We start from the raw sequence: 17,564 nt of genomic DNA on the forward strand, positions 1-17,564 counted from the left end.
CGAGGAACGAGGAGAAATCTTGTTCGAAATGCAAAGCTCACCACCTGCTATTTGAACAAAACTTCTCTTCGCTTCTATACCGTACGCATGCTCTTCGAAATTATAGGGGATAAAATGACGTGAATGAATCTCTATACCATCTCTTCACCCGCTGCGGGGAAGCTCAGGTAGAATGTAGTGCCAACATCAATTGTGGTTTCAAACCAAATTTTACCGTTAGCGTTTTCTATTGAGTTTTTTACGAAGGCAAGGCCCAGCCCCGTACCCGAACTTTTAGTGGTAAAGTTTGGCTCAAATATTTTTTCGCGCATGCTTTCGGGTATGCCGTTGCCATTATCTTTTATAGTAAGCAGTATATTTTTGGTGGTAATAAGGTAATTGATATCAATTAAGCAATTGGTCTCCTGATGCGCGGCCTCAATAGCATTTTTTAACAGGTTGTTAAAGCAGCGCAGCAACTGGTCGCGATCGGCGCTTACAAAAAACGGATCGGCAGGGGGTTGGTAGCTTATGTTAACATTATCCATTTGTTTAAATATGGTAACGGCCTGGTTCAGCATCTCAAATATCGAGATCTTCTCGATACGGGTATCGGGCATTTTTGCAAATGCCGAAAACTCTGACGCGATAGATGACAGGCTCTCTATCTGCTCAACAAATGATTTACTGAAACGCTCAAACTTTTGATCAAACTTAGGGTCTTTATCCCTCCATGATTTATCAAGCAGCTGCAAGCCTAATTTAAGCGGCGTAAGCGGGTTTTTTATCTCGTGGGCTACCTGCTTTGCCATCTCGCGCCATGCGGTCTCACGCTCAGACTGGGCAAGCTTTTGGGCGCTGTTCTCCAGCGCGGCTATCATGTTGTTATATTCTTTTACAAGTGCCCCAATCTCGTCATTACGCTCCCATTTTATGGGTTCGTTCTTTTTACCATAAATGGTTTTACTTAAATTGTACTGTATAAAATTTAGCGGCGCAGTTATCTGTCGTGCAATAATTACCGCAAACAGCCCAATAGCTATAAATACCAGCGCATAAACATTTATCATAATGTTTAGCAGCGAACCTATTCGCTCGGTGTAATCTGCGGCGTTAGCAAAGTAAGGTAGTTGAAGATAGGCAATGGTTTGGTGTTTCACATCCCTAATGGGGGTATAAGCTGCTTTATAGGTAAGCAGGCCTATCTTCTCTTCGTTTAGCACTTCAGAACTTTGCGCCCCGCTTAATGAAATAAAAGCACGTGCGTTCATTTGCCTGCACAGCAAACCGTAATCATAAATTTTAGGCTGTGTAGAAAACAGCAGGCGCCCATTAAGGTCATACAAAGAAAGATCAGCCGAGTAGGTTTTGGCCAGTTCTTCAAACCGCATCTTACTATCCTCGGTAATGTTTGTAATATTATTAATAGGCCCGGCCTCAAAAGCTGCCGTAATCTGCATTATTTTGTTGCGGATGATCTTATCCTGCTGCGCCTGGTATTGGGTACTTATGGATACAAAAGTGATTATACCAACAAGTATAAGCGTTATAACAACCGCAAATATCATCGAAAACTGGATCCGTGTTTTGTACAATATCCTGTCGAAACTTATCCTAAAGCTCCATTTGATGCGATTATTACTTACGTTAAATATGCGCACCCTTATCCATATCAACCTTATTAATAAGGTTATGGCACTAAATGCCAGCAACACTACAAAGAAGAATGTTAATGCCGTAATATTTGCCAGCAGCACATTGCTTTCCTGGCTTACTACAATGAGGTTTCGGCTGGCAGGTTTGTACAGTAAATGATTAAAGGTGGTAAACTTGTCGGCAAAGCCATGCTTAACACTTTGCGTGGTTTGTGTAGTGTACTTTTTTAGTTCGCCTTTAAACTCATTGTTACGGATGCTGTAAACGTAGGTTCCGCTTTGCCCAATGAGTATATTATCGGTATAAAACGCAAACGAATAATTTTTAAACTCTTCGCTGTTGCCCTTAACTTCTTTATCCACCAGCAGGTCGGGGAAGCTGCCCGCGGCAAGCAATGGTTTTGACTTCAGCTCTACAACTATAGTACCTAATTTTTTAGCGCCATCCATAACAGGCAGTATGGCAAAATAGCTTTGAAACCCGAAGGATTCGTTTTGCCTGTAAAAATAATCAGACACCTTAAATGAACTGTACACCACCATATCCTTAAATACATCAAGCGTATAGTTCTTGTCGAGCGATATGGGCTGGTCGGCGGTATCATACTCGTGTACCTCAAAATCGTATTTAGACAGGTAACGGTCAAAGTAAAATTTTTGCAAACGGGTTTCCAGGTAATCAGAAGTATGGTCGGCGCTTTTATAATAAGAGATAAGCAGCGGGTCTACAATTATTTGCTTCTCTATTTTTTTGAATATCCCATCAGCAATAACATCATCAGGCACTTCAAGGCGTTGTATCAAAACTTTTCGCAGGTCCTGCTCTTTTACCGATTCGAAATGGTTAAGTTTTACAGACGCTATTACGGCACAAATTAGTATAACACTTAGTAAGGATGTGGCCGTAAACTTACGGTCGTTGTCTAAAAAGGCGTAGCCCCTTACCAAAATCATCACCATCCAAAGTAAATAGAACAGGCTAAACTCCCAGTAATAAGTTACTATGGTGGTTGTAATAATTATACCTGCAACAAGCAGCAATGCCTGCTGCATAATAGGTATATCAAGCTTAAAACAAATGGTAAGTACAACCTCTGTTAATAAAAAGAACATCAGGAAACTAAAACAAAGCATCAGTACACCAAGCAGGCTAAACCCAGATAGGTTGAGTACGTTGTTTACATCGAAACTAATTTTGGAGTTGATGACCAGGCCATAAAAAACCTGCAATAAATGCGTAGATAAAAGAATTAGAGAGAGCAGACACGCTGTGAAAATGATATAGCTTACTGCCTTTCCGGGCACCTTTTTAATAAGGCTGGTGCGATGGGCATAGGCAAAAACAACCACCCAGCACATCATCAGTATGTTGATACAAAGATCGCCCAGGGAACGGTATAAGGACGAGGAGGCATATAATTTGGGATTAAACAGCGGCAGCTCGCGCGTAAAATAAGGCCAGCCGTAATGCAGGTTTACAAACCTGAGGCACACAATAAACCCGCATAGAAATACTAACGCGCCATATATATAGCCTTTACCAACCAGGTAGCGTGCAACATTATTTACCAGTAAAAGCAGTGTAAAAATGGCCAAAAGCCAGAAACTTATTACAAAATAAAAAAACCGGTGGTTAACGCCTTTGATTAATTTTAGTGAGAACAGGTAAACGTTATTTATATCATGTACGGCGTAAACATTTTTATCTGTAAAGTCGGCAATGGTAATGTTATGATCTAAGGTAAGGTCTTTTGCGAATACGTTTTGCAGGTAATCGTTTGTAAAGGGGTAATTGGTTTTTACAGGAATAAAAAATATGACCGATACGTTGCCCTCAGTTTTCTTAATGGTTTCGTAATACCCGTTAGGCTGTTTTATGAAAGAGCACCCTTCTTTTAACCGGGTTGCATTTTGGGGGATTATTTTTGCACCGGTCCAAAAATCAAGTTGTTTATCTTTATAAACCAGTATCCAAATGGCGTTTTTAATGGTATACTCGTTAATATAAGCAAGGCCTTTGGCGGGGGTGTTGCGCAGTTGTTTTATTTCATTAAATACCTGCTTGTTTTTAATAGCATCATACACGAAGCTTTCTTTACGGTGCAGGTTATTCTCTAACAGCTTGGCAGTTTGGATAAGGTTATTCCCGGGCGTGTAAGTTCTTTCAACAACAATTGCTGTAAATAACAAGCTGGCAAACAGTAAACCCAGTAATACGCGTATTTTTCCGGCGGTTGTCAATTTGTTATATCGGTGCTAAATCATTGGTAAAAGTAAAGCCATCCATTAGGTAACAGATGGCTTATAATTTATTGTATTGCAGCGCTTGCTGTAGCTACATCGCGGTTAACCTTTTTTACAAGGCCTTGTAATACCTTGCCCGGGCCAACCTCGGTAAATGAGGTAGCGCCATCCTCAAGCATATGCTCAACGGTTTGCGTCCAGCGTACGGGGCCTGTAAGCTGGGCTATCAGGTTATGTTTTATCTTTTCAACATCGGTATAGGGTTTTGCATCAATATTTTGATATACCGGGCAAACGGGTGTTTTAAATTCAGTATTTACAATAGCTGCCTCCAGCTCAACACGGGCAGCTTCCATTAACGGTGAGTGGAAAGCTCCACCAACATTTAATTTTAATGCGCGCTTTGCACCTGCTTCGGTCATTTTTATACAGGCAGCATCAACACCGGCTTCGGTGCCTGATATTACCAGCTGGCCGGGGCAGTTATAATTTGCAGGTACAACAACATCTGTTAAACGCTGGCAAATATCCTCAACTGTAAAATCATCAAGGGCTAAAATTGCAGCCATGGCGCCGGGTTGTATCTCGCAGGCTTTTTGCATGGCATTGGCACGGGCGGCAACCAAACGCAGGCCATCTTCAAAAGATAAGGCACCGCTGGCCACTAATGATGAAAACTCGCCCAATGAGTGACCGGCAACCATTTCTGGTGCAAAATCAGCACCCAAAACTTTAGCCAGTATTACCGAGTGCAGAAAAATTGCCGGTTGGGTTACGTTGGTTTGTTTCAGATCTTCTTCAGTGCCATCAAACATCACATCCGTAATACGGAAACCTAATATTTCATTGGCTTGTTCAAATAATTCACGGGCTTTATCGCTTTGCTCGTAAAGGTCTTTACCCATACCCGGGAATTGGGCACCCTGCCCTGGAAAAATGTATGCTTTCATTTAATGGTTATTGGTTGATTAAGTTGATTGGGTGAATAGTTGAACCACTCACCCAATCAACCATTCACTATTAACTTAAGTTCGCAGAAATTAAGTTTAAAAATTCAGTTCTTGTTTGGCCTTTTAAAAACTCGCCCGTAAATGCCGATGTGGTAGTTACCGAGTTTTGCTTTTGTACGCCACGCATACTCATACATAGGTGGCGGCACTCAATAACCACGCCAACTCCTATTGGGTTAAGCGTTTCCTGGATACAATCGCGTATTTCGTTGGTTAAACGCTCCTGTACCTGCAGGCGGCGGGCAAACACATCAACTATACGTGGTATTTTACTTAAGCCGACTACGTAGCCGTTGGGGATATAGGCAATATGCGCTTTGCCAAAAAATGGCAGCATGTGGTGCTCGCACATCGAGTACACTTCAATATCCTTTACAATAACCATTTGGCTGTACTCTTCCTTAAACATGGCCGAGTTCAGGATCTCTTTTGCATCCAGGTCATATCCATGAGTAAGGTAAAGCATGGCTTTGGCAATACGCTCGGGGGTTTTTAATAAACCTTCGCGTTCGGGGTTTTCGCCTATCTGTTTTAAAACATTAAGGTAATTGGCCGACAGGTTTTGGATCAGCTCGGGGTTGTAGCGGTCAATCTTCTGGTAGCCGTTTATCCCTTCGTCTCTGTCGGGAATGTTATCGTGGTCAGTCATGGGTTAGGTTTATCCGCCAAAATACTCGGCAGAGTTGTTTTCTGTTTCGTACAATTTTACCGAGTGTAAGAACACTCCGGGGTAGGCCTCAATAGGGGCTTTCAACTGGTTAAATATGCCTATACAAAGCAACTCTGTTGATGCCATTATGCCTTTCATAAACTCCACATCCATATTGATGTTTTTGTGGTCGAGTTTTTCTATTACATACTCGTTAATAATCTCCTTAAGTTCTTTAAGGTCAATCAGGTAACCGGTTGCGTGGGTAATCTCGCCTTTTACAGTCACAAACAAGTTGTAATTGTGGCCATGCCAGTTTGGGTTGGCACATTTGCCAAAAACCTCGTTGTTTTTCTCTGCGCTCCATTCCTCGCGGTACATCCTGTGTGCTGCGTTAAAATGTTCCTTACGCGTAATATGTATCATCATAGCAATTAATGGTGCAAATATACAAAACAAAAACAGGCGAGTTGTTTTATCTTAGCTGTCAAAAAAATAGCTTTTATGCGGATTTTGTTTGTAGCGGCTACGGAGTTTGAAGTCTCAAGTCTCAAGTCTGAGGTCGAAAGTCTGAAGAAGAAGCCAGACTTAGGACTTCATACTCACGACTTCGGGCTCCTTATAACCGGTGTAGGAATGGTAGCTACCGCATTTGCCCTTGGGCGCAAACTGGCAACAAACCAATACGACCTGGCCATTAACCTGGGCATTGCCGGCAGTTTCGACCGCGATATTGCATTGGGCGATTTAGTAGAAATAACAGAAGATACCATAGCCGAATTAGGCGCTGAGGACGCTGAAACCTTTTTGCCCATTACCCAGATGGGTTTTGGAGAAAGCAATTTTAAAGCGAGTAAACAACTATCGGCTATTTATAAAGGCCAATCAATAAGGCAAGCCTCCGCAATTACCGTAAATACGGTGCATGGCAACGAGGCATCCATTCAAAAAATACAGCAGCGGTTAAATGTGCAGATTGAGAGCATGGAAGGCGCTGCATTCTTCTTTGCCTGCCGCGAGGCTGGGGTGCCTTGCCTGCAAATCAGGGCAGTGTCAAATTACGTTGAAAAACGTAACCGGGATGCCTGGCAGATAGGTTTAGCCGTTAAAAATCTGAATACATTTGCTGCAGGTTTATTAGCACAACTACAACAATTACCATGAAACTAACCATCGGCTTTTCGCCCTGCCCTAACGATACTTTTATATTCGACGCACTGATCCACCATAAAATAGACACCGAAGGCCTGGACTTTGAGGTGTTTTATGATGATGTGGAAACGCTAAACCAAAAAGCCTTTCGCGGCGAACTGGATATAACCAAACTAAGCTATCACGCCTTTGCTTACGCGGCCGATAAATACATTCTGCTGGATGCCGGCAGCGCCCTTGGTTTTGGCGTAGGGCCAATGTTGATATGCAAAGGAAACGCTGAAGATTTAAAAGCAAAGCTTGAAGCGGGCGATACCTCCCTTAAAATTGGGATTCCCGGAAAATACACTACCGCCAATTTTTTATTAAGTCTTGCCTATCCGGATGCTACTAATAAACAGGAATTGGTTTTCTCGGATATTGAGAACGCCGTGCTTGATGGGCGTGTAGATATTGGCCTCATCATCCACGAGAACCGTTTTACCTACCAGGATAAAGGCCTGCACAAGATCATAGACCTGGGCGATTACTGGGAAAAACGTACCGGCTGCGCTATTCCATTAGGCGGTATTGTGGCTAACCGCAACTTACCGCTTAATGTTCAGCATAAAATAAACAGAGTGCTTAAACGCTCGGTGGAGTTTGCCTTTGCCAATCCAAAATCGGGGTTAGAGTACATCCGCTCGCATGCACAGGAAATGAGCGAGGAGGTGATGTATAAACATATCGATCTTTACGTGAATAAATTTTCTGTTGACCTGGGCGAGGAAGGCAAAAAAGCCGTGAAGCTTTTGTTTGATACTGCTTTGGAAAAGCAAATCATCCCAAGTGTAAGCGAGAGTTTGTTTTTGAACGAGTAAGAAAAGGCAGAGGGCTTGTGCGATTCCTTCCCTTGGGAAGGTGCAGTAGGGGGTTTAACAAAGCGGCTAACCCCTCCCTCCACTACACGGGCAAACGCCCCCCTAAGGGAGGGATTGGAAGCATCTTCCGTAGCTTACTCACCCCGACTTCGCTACGCTGGTCGACCCTCTCTGCTTGGCAAAGAGGGTAAAAAAATAAATGAGATTCACCCTCTCTCCGCTTGTGGAGAGAGGGTGGTCGAGCGAAGCAATGACCGGGTGAGTCGAACTCGCAAAGAGAATAGCCTACCTACTTCTCCGCCAGCAAATCATCCGTCAGCTTTTCAAACTCGCTGATAAACTCGGTATAATGCTCGCCGGTACCCGGGCCGTTAAAGCCGGTGTGGATCTTGCGCACATCGCCACTTTTATCAATAATAATAGTAGTGGGGAAACCCACTACTTTAGTAAGCATAGGCAGGCTTTTTGCTGTCTCTACCTTATTGCTGGTATAGCCGGTTATCAGTATAGGGTATTTAATATCGAACCTGTTTTTGAGCTGCGCCAGCGCTTTTTGCGATCTGGCAAAATCAGTAGTGCGCTCATAGGCCAGGCCTATAACCTCTACGCCCCTTGGCTGATATTTTTTATAGTAGTTAACCATATAAGCGGTTTCGTCCATACAGTTAGGGCACCACGATCCCATGATCTGGATGATAACCACCTTGTTTTTATAACGGGCATCATCAAGCGATACAGGTTTGCCGGTTAGATCCTTAAAAGTAAAAGCCAGTTTTTTGTAGCCGGGTTTTAGCGCAGCTAATGAATATGCATCGGGTAGTTTAGCGTTCTCATTACGTACCGCCGTCCATACATCCTTACCGGCTAAACCCGAAAAGAATTTACCGTCGGTCAGCGTATTGTTATCAGCTATTTTAGCGGTGAACAAAAAGGCGTGCCCGCCATCAAAACACGACAGGTACAGGCTATCGCCACTAACAGTTCCTTCTAAAAAGCGGTAATCGCCGGTGGTAGTAAGGAAAGTACCGGTAACCTTTTGACCAACCTGTTTAAATTCGCCAACGGTGGTATCGCGGCCATCACCTTCGCCAATAATGGCACTCCAGCGTCCGCTTACATTATACTTAGTTGCTGCCGGAGTTTTTAAAAAGCGCCAGGGGGTTGCAGCAGTGGCATTAAACGCTATCTGCTGATCTTTCTCGCCCAGGTGCCTGATGAACAAGCCCTGCAAATTATCACCGGTTTGTTTCAGCCTGAACTCAGAATCAAACAAAGGCATTTTAATAAATACCGAATCGCCCTTTGCGGTTACATCGGTTACTTTAAAATGTTCGGTGCTGTTTATAATGGCCAGCTGCTGCTTGCCGCCGGTATTGGTAACCTCAAAATTAAAGGGGATGTGGTTGGCGGCTGCAGTTGTTAAAGCGCCGCGCCATACACCTGTTTTAAGTTTGGTTTGCGCGGTAGTTATTTGGGTAAGCGCGGCAACAAGTACCGCGCTTAATAAGATCTTTTTTATCATGGATGAAAAAATAGTCTACTAATTTTATATACTTTATCAAAAGTAATAAATGTAGCCAAACTATTTCAACACCTCGCGCGATATGACAATGCGCTGAATTTCTGAAGTACCCTCATAGATCTGCGTAATTTTGGCATCGCGCATCAGGCGTTCCACGTGATATTCTTTCACAAAACCGTAGCCACCGTGTATCTGCACAGCCTCAATGGTAGTGCGCATAGCGGTTTCTGATGCAAAAAGTTTAGCCATTGATGCAGCCTGCGCGTATGGCAAACCTTGGTCTTTTAACCAGGCTGCGCGGTAGCAAAGTAAGCGGGCTGCCTCAATTTCGGTAGCCATATCGGCAAGTTTAAACTGGATGGCCTGCAGGTCGGCAAGGGTTTTACCAAATGCCTTGCGCTCTTTAGCATACTGTACCGATAGCTCGTAAGCCCCGGCCGCGATACCTAAAGCTTGTGAAGCGATACCGATGCGCCCACCCTCTAATGTAGCCATTGCGAATTTAAAGCCGAAGCCATCCTCGCCTATGCGGTTAGCCTTTGGTACTTTAACATCGGTAAACATCAGCGAGTGCGTATCAGACCCGCGGATGCCCAGTTTATTCTCTTTTGGGCCAACGGTAAAGCCTTCCATGCCTTTCTCTATGATCAGCGCGTTTATGCCGCGGTGCTTTTTGGTGGCATCGGTTTGCGCCATTACTATATAGGTAGATGCGGTGTTGCCGTTGGTTATCCAGTTTTTGGTGCCGTTAACCAGATAGTAGTCGCCCATATCAATAGCAGTGGTATGCTGCGATGTAGCATCCGATCCTGCTTCGGGCTCGCTCAGGCAAAATGCGCCTATCTTTTCGCTTTGGCTAAGGGCACTAAATATTTTTGCTTTTGTTCTTCATTACCATATTTCTCCAGTCCGTAGCAAACCAGCGAATTATTTACCGATACCACTACCGATGCCGAAGCATCAACTTTTGAAAGCTCTTCCATCACAATAGAGTAGGATATGGCATCCATACCGCTTCCACCATATTGCGGCGATACCATCATCCCTAAAAAACCAAGCTCTCCAAGTTGTTTTATTTCTTCTGCCGGGAATTTCTGGTGCTCGTCTCGTTCAATAACGCCGGGTTTTAATACGTTTTGTGCAAAATCACGCGCCGCCTGGCGTATCATTAGGTGTTCTTCTGTAAGTTCAAATTGCATAATGGTAAATAAAGTTTAAAGGTATAATTATTATGCATGCATAGCAAAAAATCGATAACAAAAAAAGAGAGCCTTTTTGAAGCTCCCTTTTCCCCTAATTAATTTAAACTATTGATTAAACCCAAAATAAAAGAACATATTCATCTCAACTTGGGCTACTGAGAATTCACTTTTAGTCATTCACATCAAAAAAATTTTCATAGGTAGATGAAATATTTTTCAAGGATGTATGCAGGACCGTTTAACTTTTAACAAAAGGCAAGCCATAATTGCCAAAAAGTATAAAAAAGTAAATATTAGCAACAGCCTTATTTATTCGTCTAAAGAACATTTTTCTTTCTAGGAAAATTTTAAAATATCACATAAATTTCACTAAGCATTGATAATTAGCTTATTAATAAAAAAATACACGTTGCAACCGATTTGATCTGCTTGAAAAACCACGTAGAAATACGTGGTCTCTATTTTTTAGAAGTAAATAAATAATTTTTTGCTTTAGCCATTCTTTAACCTCACATTTTGATAAATTTACCCGAAAGCCGGTGTACAGAAAATAATAACATTCTGTTTTTCCATACACAGGATGTATTATATTTTATACAAACCACAAAAAATGATGATAAAAAAGAACACCGTACATGCAATTGCCGCCTGTGCAGTAGGCGTTTTACTGTTTTCTGCCTGTAAAGACAAGAATAAGATATACGCCGAAAACGATGTGCTGATAAAAAACATTGATAAAAGCGTAAAACCCGGCGACGACTTTTTTATGTATGCAAACGGCGCCTGGCTTAAAAAGAACCCTATCCCCGGTGCATACTCGTCATGGGGTATTGGTAATGTAGTACAGGAAGATCTGCGCGACAAGCTGAAAAAAATAAACGAGGACGCCCTCAAAGCTACCGCAGCAAAAGGCAGCAACACGCAAAAAATTGGCGACTTTTACTTCAGCGGACTGGATACTGTTAATATAGAGAAGCAAGGCCTTACCCCATTAAAGGATGAATTGGCCCGCGTTGATAAAATAACCGATGTAAAAAGCCTGGTAGCAGAGTTTGCCCACCTGGAAACCATCGGCGTGCAAACACCGTTTGGCGCCTATGCCGGGCAGGACGACCGCAACAGCGAGAAGATCATCATGCAGCTATCACAATCGGGTATCGGCCTGCCCAATCGCGATTATTATTTCAATACCGACGAGCACAGCGTAGCCATCCGTAACGATTACCAGCAAAAGCACCTGCCTGCCCTGTTTAAACTATTAGGCCTTAATGATGCCGCGGCTAAAGCAGCTACGCAAAAAACCTATACGATAGAAAAATTCCTGGCAGATAGCTCTCGTACACTGGAGAACCTGCGCGACCCATACAAAAACTATCATAAAATGCCGCTTGCCGGCCTTAGCAAGCTTGCCCCGGTGGTAGATTGGAAAGCTACCTTCGAGCAAATGGACTACAAAAAAGTAGATACCGTTAATGTTGGCCAGCCCGAATATTATCGTGCGGTAAATAAAGCGCTTGCCCTGTACAGCATTGACGACTGGAAGAACTACATCCGCAAAAATATTGTGAATGACTACAGCCCTTACCTGAGCAAAGCTTTCGACGACGAGAACTTCCGTTTTTACGGCACCATCGTTTCTGGCAGGAAAGAACAGCTTCCCCGCTGGAAACGTGTACTGGATACCGAAGGCAGTTTAATGGGCGAAGTGCTTGGGCAGATTTTTGTAAAAGAATACTTCCCAGAGAAAACCAAAAAACGTTATGTTGACCTTGTTGAAGCCGTACGCACTTCATTTGGCGAGCACATTGATAAGCTGGATTGGATGAGCGCCGAAACCAAGAAAAAAGCGCATGATAAACTTGGTAAAGTATTCCCTAAAGTGGGCTTCCCCGATAAATGGAGGGATTTTTCTTCATTAGATATTGATCGTTCGTCGTACGCGCAAAATGTAATGCGCGGCAACAACTTTTGGCATAAAGTAAATGCCGATAAACTTGGCAAACCGGTTGACCGCACCGAGTGGGGCATGACACCGCAAACCTATAACGCTTACTACAACCCATCAAACAACGAAATTGTATTGCCTGCGGCTATATTTATGATCCCGTGGGCAATGGACGAAAACATTGACGATGCCGTTGTTTACGGTTACGGCGCGGCATCAACCATCGGCCATGAAATTACCCACGGCTTTGACGACCAGGGCCGCCAGTACGATGAAAAAGGCAATCTGAAAGCCTGGTGGACGCCGCAGGATTCGGTAAAATTTGCTGCGCGCGCCAAAATGCTGGCCGACCAGTTTAGCGGGTATACCGTATATGGCCTGCATGTTAACGGCAAAGCCACCCTTGGCGAAAACATTGCCGACCTGGGTGGTATAGTTATCGGCCTTGATGCCTTTAAAAAGACCGACCAATATAAAGAGGGTAAAACTATTAACGGTTTAACCCCGGTACAACGTTACTTTTTAGGCTATGCCTTAGGCTGGCTGGGCCAGGACAGGAAAGAATCCCTATCAAGCCAGATCCTGACCAACGAACACTCGCCCGGCTTTTTACGTGTAAACGGGCCGTTTACCGATGTTCCCGAGTTTTATGAAGCCTTCGGCATTAAAAAAGGAGATAAAATGTGGCTGGATCCTGATAAACGGGTAAAAATCTGGTAGTATATTAAAAGTCTAAACCACAAAGAACACAAAGGGAAAAGCCACAGAGGGCACAGAGGCATGCTTCTTTGTGCCCTCTGTGAAAACCTCTGTGCACTTTGTGGTTAAATACGAAAGCCTTTATATTTAATATGGCTTTTTAATAATAATTGCTTGTTTATATTTACCCCATGCAAATCATCCACACCCTGCATGACTGGTGGCAGCATCAAACCTGGCTCGAGATAGCCGGGGTTATCACCGGGCTGCTGTGTGTGTACCTGGCTGCCAAAAACAACATCTGGAACTGGCCCTTTGCAGCCGTAAGCGTTATTATTTACATCTTTATTTTTTTTGAGGCTCATCTTTTTGCCGATATGGGTTTGCAGGTTTATTTCCTGGGGATGAATATTTACGGCTGGTGGTATTGGAGCCAAAGGGCGCCGTCCGAAAAAAAGGTGCCGGTTGCCCGTATTACAAAAAATGAAATGCTGATATCGGCAGTGGCTATTGTAGTTTTTACTTTTATTTTAGGCTCTATATTAAAACACACCACAGCATCGTTCCCTTACCTTGATAGCTTTTGCACCGCCTGCAGCCTGGTAGCACAGGTTTTTTTGGCCCGGAAGGTGCTGGAGAACTGGCTGATATGGGTCTTTGTTGATGTTATATACGTGGGCGTTTATATATTTAAAGATTTGCACCTTACCGCCCTGATGTACGCCGTTTATGTTGCCATTGCCCTGATGGGATATATAGATTGGAAAAAGGACTGGGCGAAGATGCACGAAAGAAAAAGCAGGAGACAAGAAATTGATGATCAGATCTGATATCATAAAAATAGCCGTTGTAGGCCCCGAGTCGACCGGCAAATCGCATATGTCGAAGTACCTGGCCGGCCATTACCAAACGGTTTGGGTGCCCGAGTATGCCCGCGAATACTGCGAAAAGCTAACCGAACCACCCACCTGGCAAGACGAGATCAACATGTTTCACGGGCAGTTGGCGCTTGAGGCTACAATACTGCCAAAGGCAAATAAACTGCTGATATGCGACACTACATTTATTACCGTGAAGATCTGGAGTGATGAGATTTTCGGCAAGGCTCCTCAGGTAGTGATTGATGAATTGCCCAAACACCCTTACGATCTTTATTTGCTATTAGATATTGACCTGCCCTGGCAAGACGACCCTTTGCGTGATTTCCCCCACAAGCGCGAGCATTTTTTAGATGTATGGCATAAAGAATTACAAGCCCTCAATGCAAATTATGTAACCATATCAGGCACAGGCCAAAACAGGTATCAAAACGCTGTAAACGCGATAGATGCGTACATTAACAGCAATTACTCCGATTAACCGGATTAATAGAAATCGTATTAATTAAAAAAATCTGCTCAATCTTGGTTTTTTTATTGTCACTCGTGCAACGTTGTTAAAAGCCCTGCGTCATTTAACCTGAAACCTGTCAGTAATTTGGAAGCCGTATACGTAGATAAACATTATAGCCTGGTGGCTGAGTGTAAGCAGGGTAGTAAAAAAGCCTGCTACGAGTTGTACCGATTGTATGCTAAAGCGATGTTAAACGTTGCCTTTAGGATAGTGGGTAATGTTGCTGAGGCCGAAGATGTTTTGCAGGAATCGTTTACAGATGCTTTTAATAAGCTGAAGGATTTTAGGCAGGAAACCACTTTTGGTTTATGGCTAAAGCAAATTGTGGTACATCGGTCTATAAACCTTTTGCGCAAACGCAAGTTAGAGTTTGTAGAAGTAGAAGATGGCCACCTGGAAAATGTACCTGATGAGGAACCCTGGGATGATAAAGATGTACAATACCAGGTGGCGCAGATAAAAGAGGCCATGAAAGAGTTGCCCGAAGGCTACCGGGTGGTACTATCGCTTTACTTACTGGAGGGGTATGATCACGAGGAGATTGGGCAGGTACTAAGTATAACAGAGAATACATCACGCACACAGTTTTTAAGAGCTAAAAGAAAACTGGGCGAGATATTAATAAGAAAGGGAATAAAAAAATGAGCAAGCGTTTAGAAGATTTTATGAGCAGCAACAAGGATGAGTTTGACGAACTTGAACCACGCGCCGATATCTGGAACAACATTGCCAAAGAGCTTGATGCCTGGCACGAGGATCAGCAATTGCCAAAAAAGCGCGAAGCAAAAACCTTTTCGCTGGCATTTGTACTAAAAGTTGCCGCTTCGGTGATCGTAGTTATGGGTTTAGGGTTTGGCCTGTATCTAAAAAATCAAAAACCGGCAGGCGGCGTAAACCTGGCCGATATTAACCCAACTTATGCCAAACAACAGGTGCATTATGCATCGGTTATTGAAGGCCAGCGTACCCGTTTAAAGCTTGTTGCCAAGTTTGACCCGCAGCTTTACAAGGAGTTTAACGCCGAGCTGATAAAAATGGATGCCAACTATAAAAAACTAAATATAGATTTAGCCACCAGCCCTAACCAGGAGCGTGTTTTACGTGCAATGATCCGGAACTTGCAAATACAAACAGAGGTGCTTAATCAGCAACTGAGTGTAATTGAACAATTTAAGCAAAGTAAAAAAGATCAGCAACATGAAAACAAAGATATTTAAACACGCCCTGCTTACCGTTATTGCGGTGCTGGCAATTAGCACTAGCGTTTCCGCACAGGATTCGCTTGCGGTACCGCCTATGCCCCCCGTTAAGCTAAAGATGAAGTTTAAGGACGATAAGGCATTTAAACAAAACATGGCCGACCTTAAAGTTAAAATGAAACAGCTGCAAAGGCAGATGAAACAAAAAAACTTTAAGATGGATATGAAGCTTGCTTTTAAAGATTTCGACAAGAACTTTAACGCCACTTTCAAAGACTTCGACAAAAATTTCGATAAGAGCTTTAAAGACTTTGGCAAAAACTTTAACGAAAGCTTTAAAGATTTTGGTAAAAACTTTTCAGGTAGTTTCAGTGAAATGTCGCCCAATTTTTCTGGTAATTTAAGCCTTAACGGGGTAAACTACAGCAATAACAACAACGTTGATAACGAAGCGTATAAGCAAAAAGTAGCTAGCGGCGAGATGATCGAGAAGGTGAAAAATTATAGCAAAAGCTATCCAGCTGATGGTAACGATGTTTTACAGATACGCAACACCTTTGGTAAAGTGGTGGTAAATACGTGGGCAAAAAAAGAATTTAAGGTTGATGTGCAAATGAAATTTAGCGCCGATGATGAAGATTATGTAAACAACATGATAGAGGGTTCAAGCATTAGCGATAGTAAAGATGGTTCTACCGTGTCATTCAGAACTAACCTGGCCAATATTAACAATCGCCATGGTAGTAACCATATCGAAGTTAACTATACCGTTTACATGCCTGCAGGTAATGCATTGGACCTGACCAATAAATTTGGCAACGTAATCTTGCCGGACCTGAGTGGAAAAGTCACTTTACAGATCCTATACAGTTATTTATCTGCTCAGCAGTTAACCAATCCTCAAAACGATGTTTTTATAAAATTTTCACAAGATAATATATCAAGTATTGCAACTTTTAATGGAAAAAGTTTACGAGTAGAGTTCAGCAAATTTAAAGCAGGAATAATTAATAATGTCAATGCCAGTTTTAGTTTTTCTGATGTTGTAATTGATAAACTACAAGGCTCGAATGATATAACTGTAAAATTTGGCAAGGGTTTAATGATCAATGGTATTAATAAAACTGCGAATAAGATTACCGCATCAAACACTAAGATAAATTTAGGCTTTAAAGATTCATTTAATTTCGATGTAACCAGCAGATTTGGTAGTTTCAAGTATGATGATAAGGTACAGGTAGTTTCAAAATCGCCTTCTGATGATGAACGCGGCTGGTCACAAACTAAAACCTATAAAGGTTTTGTTATAAAAAATAGCACAAATAACATTACTCTTAACACAAAATTCACTGAAGTTACGTTTTTTTGAAGGACCATAAAACAGGTATAAATATCCTTTATAAAGGATATTTATACCTGTTTTAAAGATTAATAGAGAGTTAATCACAAAATGAGAGACAGAAATAAGTTACATAACTATCACACCAATCCCTGCTTTGCACACCAGTAGACATGCATTCTTTCATCCCGTCTGCACGACATGAGGGATAACAAGGGTAACCTCCACCTGGACCACCGGGCTCTGCTGGGCCTGGACCACCCGGAGGAGGAATTGTACCACCTAATACATTTTTCATCTCAGTTCGGCTGAGTTTTGCAAATTTAGACATAAAAATAACTTTTATAATTTAGTTTATCTTCGCCGTAACCACGCCCCGGCAATATAGGCGCTTGCATGTATTTAAAGTTCATGCTCCTTACTTTCGACAAAAGTTACTTTACTGTTATATCCTTAACCGGTGTAAAATACAGATGCGGACTTATTGTCTGGCTCAGTAAACTTATTAAGTTACAGGCAATAAACCTACAACTATTTTAAAACCACGTAGTTTTACGTGGTTTTGGCAAGTAACTATTTTGCTGTTTTTTGCTCAGGTTATCAATTCAAAAAACTACTGGCTGCACCTGATAATTCATAGCTGATTGATACGGGTAACCAACTCGCTTCTTCTCAATAAAAATTAACCTGTTTGTTAAAAGCTACATTAATTGGCGC

The 17,564-nt window shown here is 42.6% G+C and carries 13 protein-coding genes and 1 pseudogene; 8 read left to right on the top strand and 6 right to left on the bottom strand.

The features are described 5' to 3' along the window. Positions 1-131: 131 nt before the first annotated feature. The 4 genes from WC615_RS11685 to WC615_RS11700 form a co-directional block, all read right to left on the bottom strand. The gene (locus WC615_RS11685; RefSeq protein WP_372978273.1) at positions 132-3,875 is read right to left on the bottom strand and encodes an ATP-binding protein; all 3,744 of its coding nucleotides are present in this window, start codon (positions 3,873-3,875) and stop codon (positions 132-134) included. A 68-nt stretch (positions 3,876-3,943) separates the two neighbouring features. Next, positions 3,944-4,828, bottom strand: coding sequence for an ACP S-malonyltransferase (fabD, locus tag WC615_RS11690; RefSeq protein ID WP_372978274.1), 885 nt, complete (start codon positions 4,826-4,828; stop codon positions 3,944-3,946). 70 nt (positions 4,829-4,898) lie between these two features. Next, the gene (folE, locus tag WC615_RS11695; RefSeq protein ID WP_372978275.1) at positions 4,899-5,537 is read right to left on the bottom strand and encodes a GTP cyclohydrolase I FolE; all 639 of its coding nucleotides are present in this window, start codon (positions 5,535-5,537) and stop codon (positions 4,899-4,901) included. Between the two features lie 9 nt (positions 5,538-5,546). Continuing rightward, positions 5,547-5,963: a 6-carboxytetrahydropterin synthase gene (locus WC615_RS11700; RefSeq protein WP_191176108.1), complete on the bottom strand. Its 417-nt coding sequence runs from the start codon at positions 5,961-5,963 to the stop codon at positions 5,547-5,549. A gap of 78 nt (positions 5,964-6,041) precedes the next feature. On the opposite strand from WC615_RS11700, the gene mqnB reads away from it, so the two are divergent. Then, on the top strand, positions 6,042-6,701 hold the full coding sequence (gene mqnB / locus WC615_RS11705) for a futalosine hydrolase (protein ID WP_372978276.1): 660 nt from the start codon (positions 6,042-6,044) through the stop codon (positions 6,699-6,701). Continuing rightward, on the top strand, positions 6,698-7,549 hold the full coding sequence (locus tag WC615_RS11710) for a menaquinone biosynthesis family protein (protein WP_372978277.1): 852 nt from the start codon (positions 6,698-6,700) through the stop codon (positions 7,547-7,549). The genes mqnB and WC615_RS11710 overlap by 4 nt, the downstream gene beginning before the upstream one ends. Positions 7,550-7,838: 289 nt before the next feature. On the opposite strand, the gene WC615_RS11715 is transcribed toward WC615_RS11710, so the two are convergent. Both WC615_RS11715 and WC615_RS11720 read right to left on the bottom strand, forming a co-directional pair. Further along, positions 7,839-9,071 carry a TlpA disulfide reductase family protein gene (locus tag WC615_RS11715; protein ID WP_372978278.1) on the bottom strand — a complete coding sequence of 411 codons (1,233 nt, stop codon included), beginning with the start codon at positions 9,069-9,071 and terminating at the stop codon, positions 7,839-7,841. Between the two features lie 60 nt (positions 9,072-9,131). Continuing rightward, positions 9,132-10,270: pseudogene (locus WC615_RS11720) on the bottom strand (acyl-CoA dehydrogenase). A 613-nt stretch (positions 10,271-10,883) separates the two neighbouring features. Here WC615_RS11720 and WC615_RS11725 point away from each other — a divergent pair. The 6 genes from WC615_RS11725 to WC615_RS11750 all read left to right on the top strand — a co-directional run bounded on the left by WC615_RS11725 (position 10,884) and on the right by WC615_RS11750 (position 16,877). Beyond that, positions 10,884-12,938: a M13 family metallopeptidase gene (locus WC615_RS11725; RefSeq protein WP_372978279.1), complete on the top strand. Its 2,055-nt coding sequence runs from the start codon at positions 10,884-10,886 to the stop codon at positions 12,936-12,938. Positions 12,939-13,108: 170 nt separating this feature from the next. Then, positions 13,109-13,747, top strand: coding sequence for a nicotinamide riboside transporter PnuC (gene pnuC / locus WC615_RS11730; RefSeq protein WP_372978280.1), 639 nt, complete (start codon positions 13,109-13,111; stop codon positions 13,745-13,747). Next, positions 13,734-14,276: an AAA family ATPase gene (locus tag WC615_RS11735; protein WP_372978281.1), complete on the top strand. Its 543-nt coding sequence runs from the start codon at positions 13,734-13,736 to the stop codon at positions 14,274-14,276. Before pnuC ends, WC615_RS11735 begins: the two co-directional genes overlap by 14 nt. Before the next feature lie 117 nt (positions 14,277-14,393). After that, positions 14,394-14,954, top strand: a complete 561-nt coding sequence (locus WC615_RS11740) for an RNA polymerase sigma factor (protein WP_372978282.1) — start codon at positions 14,394-14,396, stop codon at positions 14,952-14,954. Next, positions 14,951-15,526, top strand: a complete 576-nt coding sequence (locus tag WC615_RS11745) for a hypothetical protein (protein WP_372978283.1) — start codon at positions 14,951-14,953, stop codon at positions 15,524-15,526. The genes WC615_RS11740 and WC615_RS11745 overlap by 4 nt, the downstream gene beginning before the upstream one ends. Continuing rightward, positions 15,507-16,877 carry a hypothetical protein gene (locus tag WC615_RS11750; protein WP_372978284.1) on the top strand — a complete coding sequence of 457 codons (1,371 nt, stop codon included), beginning with the start codon at positions 15,507-15,509 and terminating at the stop codon, positions 16,875-16,877. Before WC615_RS11745 ends, WC615_RS11750 begins: the two co-directional genes overlap by 20 nt. Positions 16,878-17,564 lie beyond the last annotated feature (687 nt).

This window comes from Mucilaginibacter sp. (assembly GCF_041663085.1).
Lineage (GTDB): Bacteria > Bacteroidota > Bacteroidia > Sphingobacteriales > Sphingobacteriaceae > Mucilaginibacter.

Excerpts from the sequence above, each read along its gene's own strand:
- WC615_RS11745 (WP_372978283.1), top strand. The coding sequence starts at position 14,951 with ATGAGCAAGCGTTTAGAAGATTTTATGAGCAGCAACAAGGATGAGTTT.
- WC615_RS11735 (WP_372978281.1), top strand. The coding sequence starts at position 13,734 with ATGATCAGATCTGATATCATAAAAATAGCCGTTGTAGGCCCCGAGTCG.
- fabD (WP_372978274.1), bottom strand. The coding sequence starts at position 4,828 with ATGAAAGCATACATTTTTCCAGGGCAGGGTGCCCAATTCCCGGGTATG.
- WC615_RS11700 (WP_191176108.1), bottom strand. The coding sequence starts at position 5,963 with ATGATACATATTACGCGTAAGGAACATTTTAACGCAGCACACAGGATG.
- mqnB (WP_372978276.1), top strand. The coding sequence starts at position 6,042 with ATGCGGATTTTGTTTGTAGCGGCTACGGAGTTTGAAGTCTCAAGTCTC.
- WC615_RS11725 (WP_372978279.1), top strand. The coding sequence starts at position 10,884 with ATGATGATAAAAAAGAACACCGTACATGCAATTGCCGCCTGTGCAGTA.
- pnuC (WP_372978280.1), top strand. The coding sequence starts at position 13,109 with ATGCAAATCATCCACACCCTGCATGACTGGTGGCAGCATCAAACCTGG.
- WC615_RS11750 (WP_372978284.1), top strand. The coding sequence starts at position 15,507 with ATGAAAACAAAGATATTTAAACACGCCCTGCTTACCGTTATTGCGGTG.
- WC615_RS11715 (WP_372978278.1), bottom strand. The coding sequence starts at position 9,071 with ATGATAAAAAAGATCTTATTAAGCGCGGTACTTGTTGCCGCGCTTACC.
- WC615_RS11710 (WP_372978277.1), top strand. The coding sequence starts at position 6,698 with ATGAAACTAACCATCGGCTTTTCGCCCTGCCCTAACGATACTTTTATA.
- folE (WP_372978275.1), bottom strand. The coding sequence starts at position 5,537 with ATGACTGACCACGATAACATTCCCGACAGAGACGAAGGGATAAACGGC.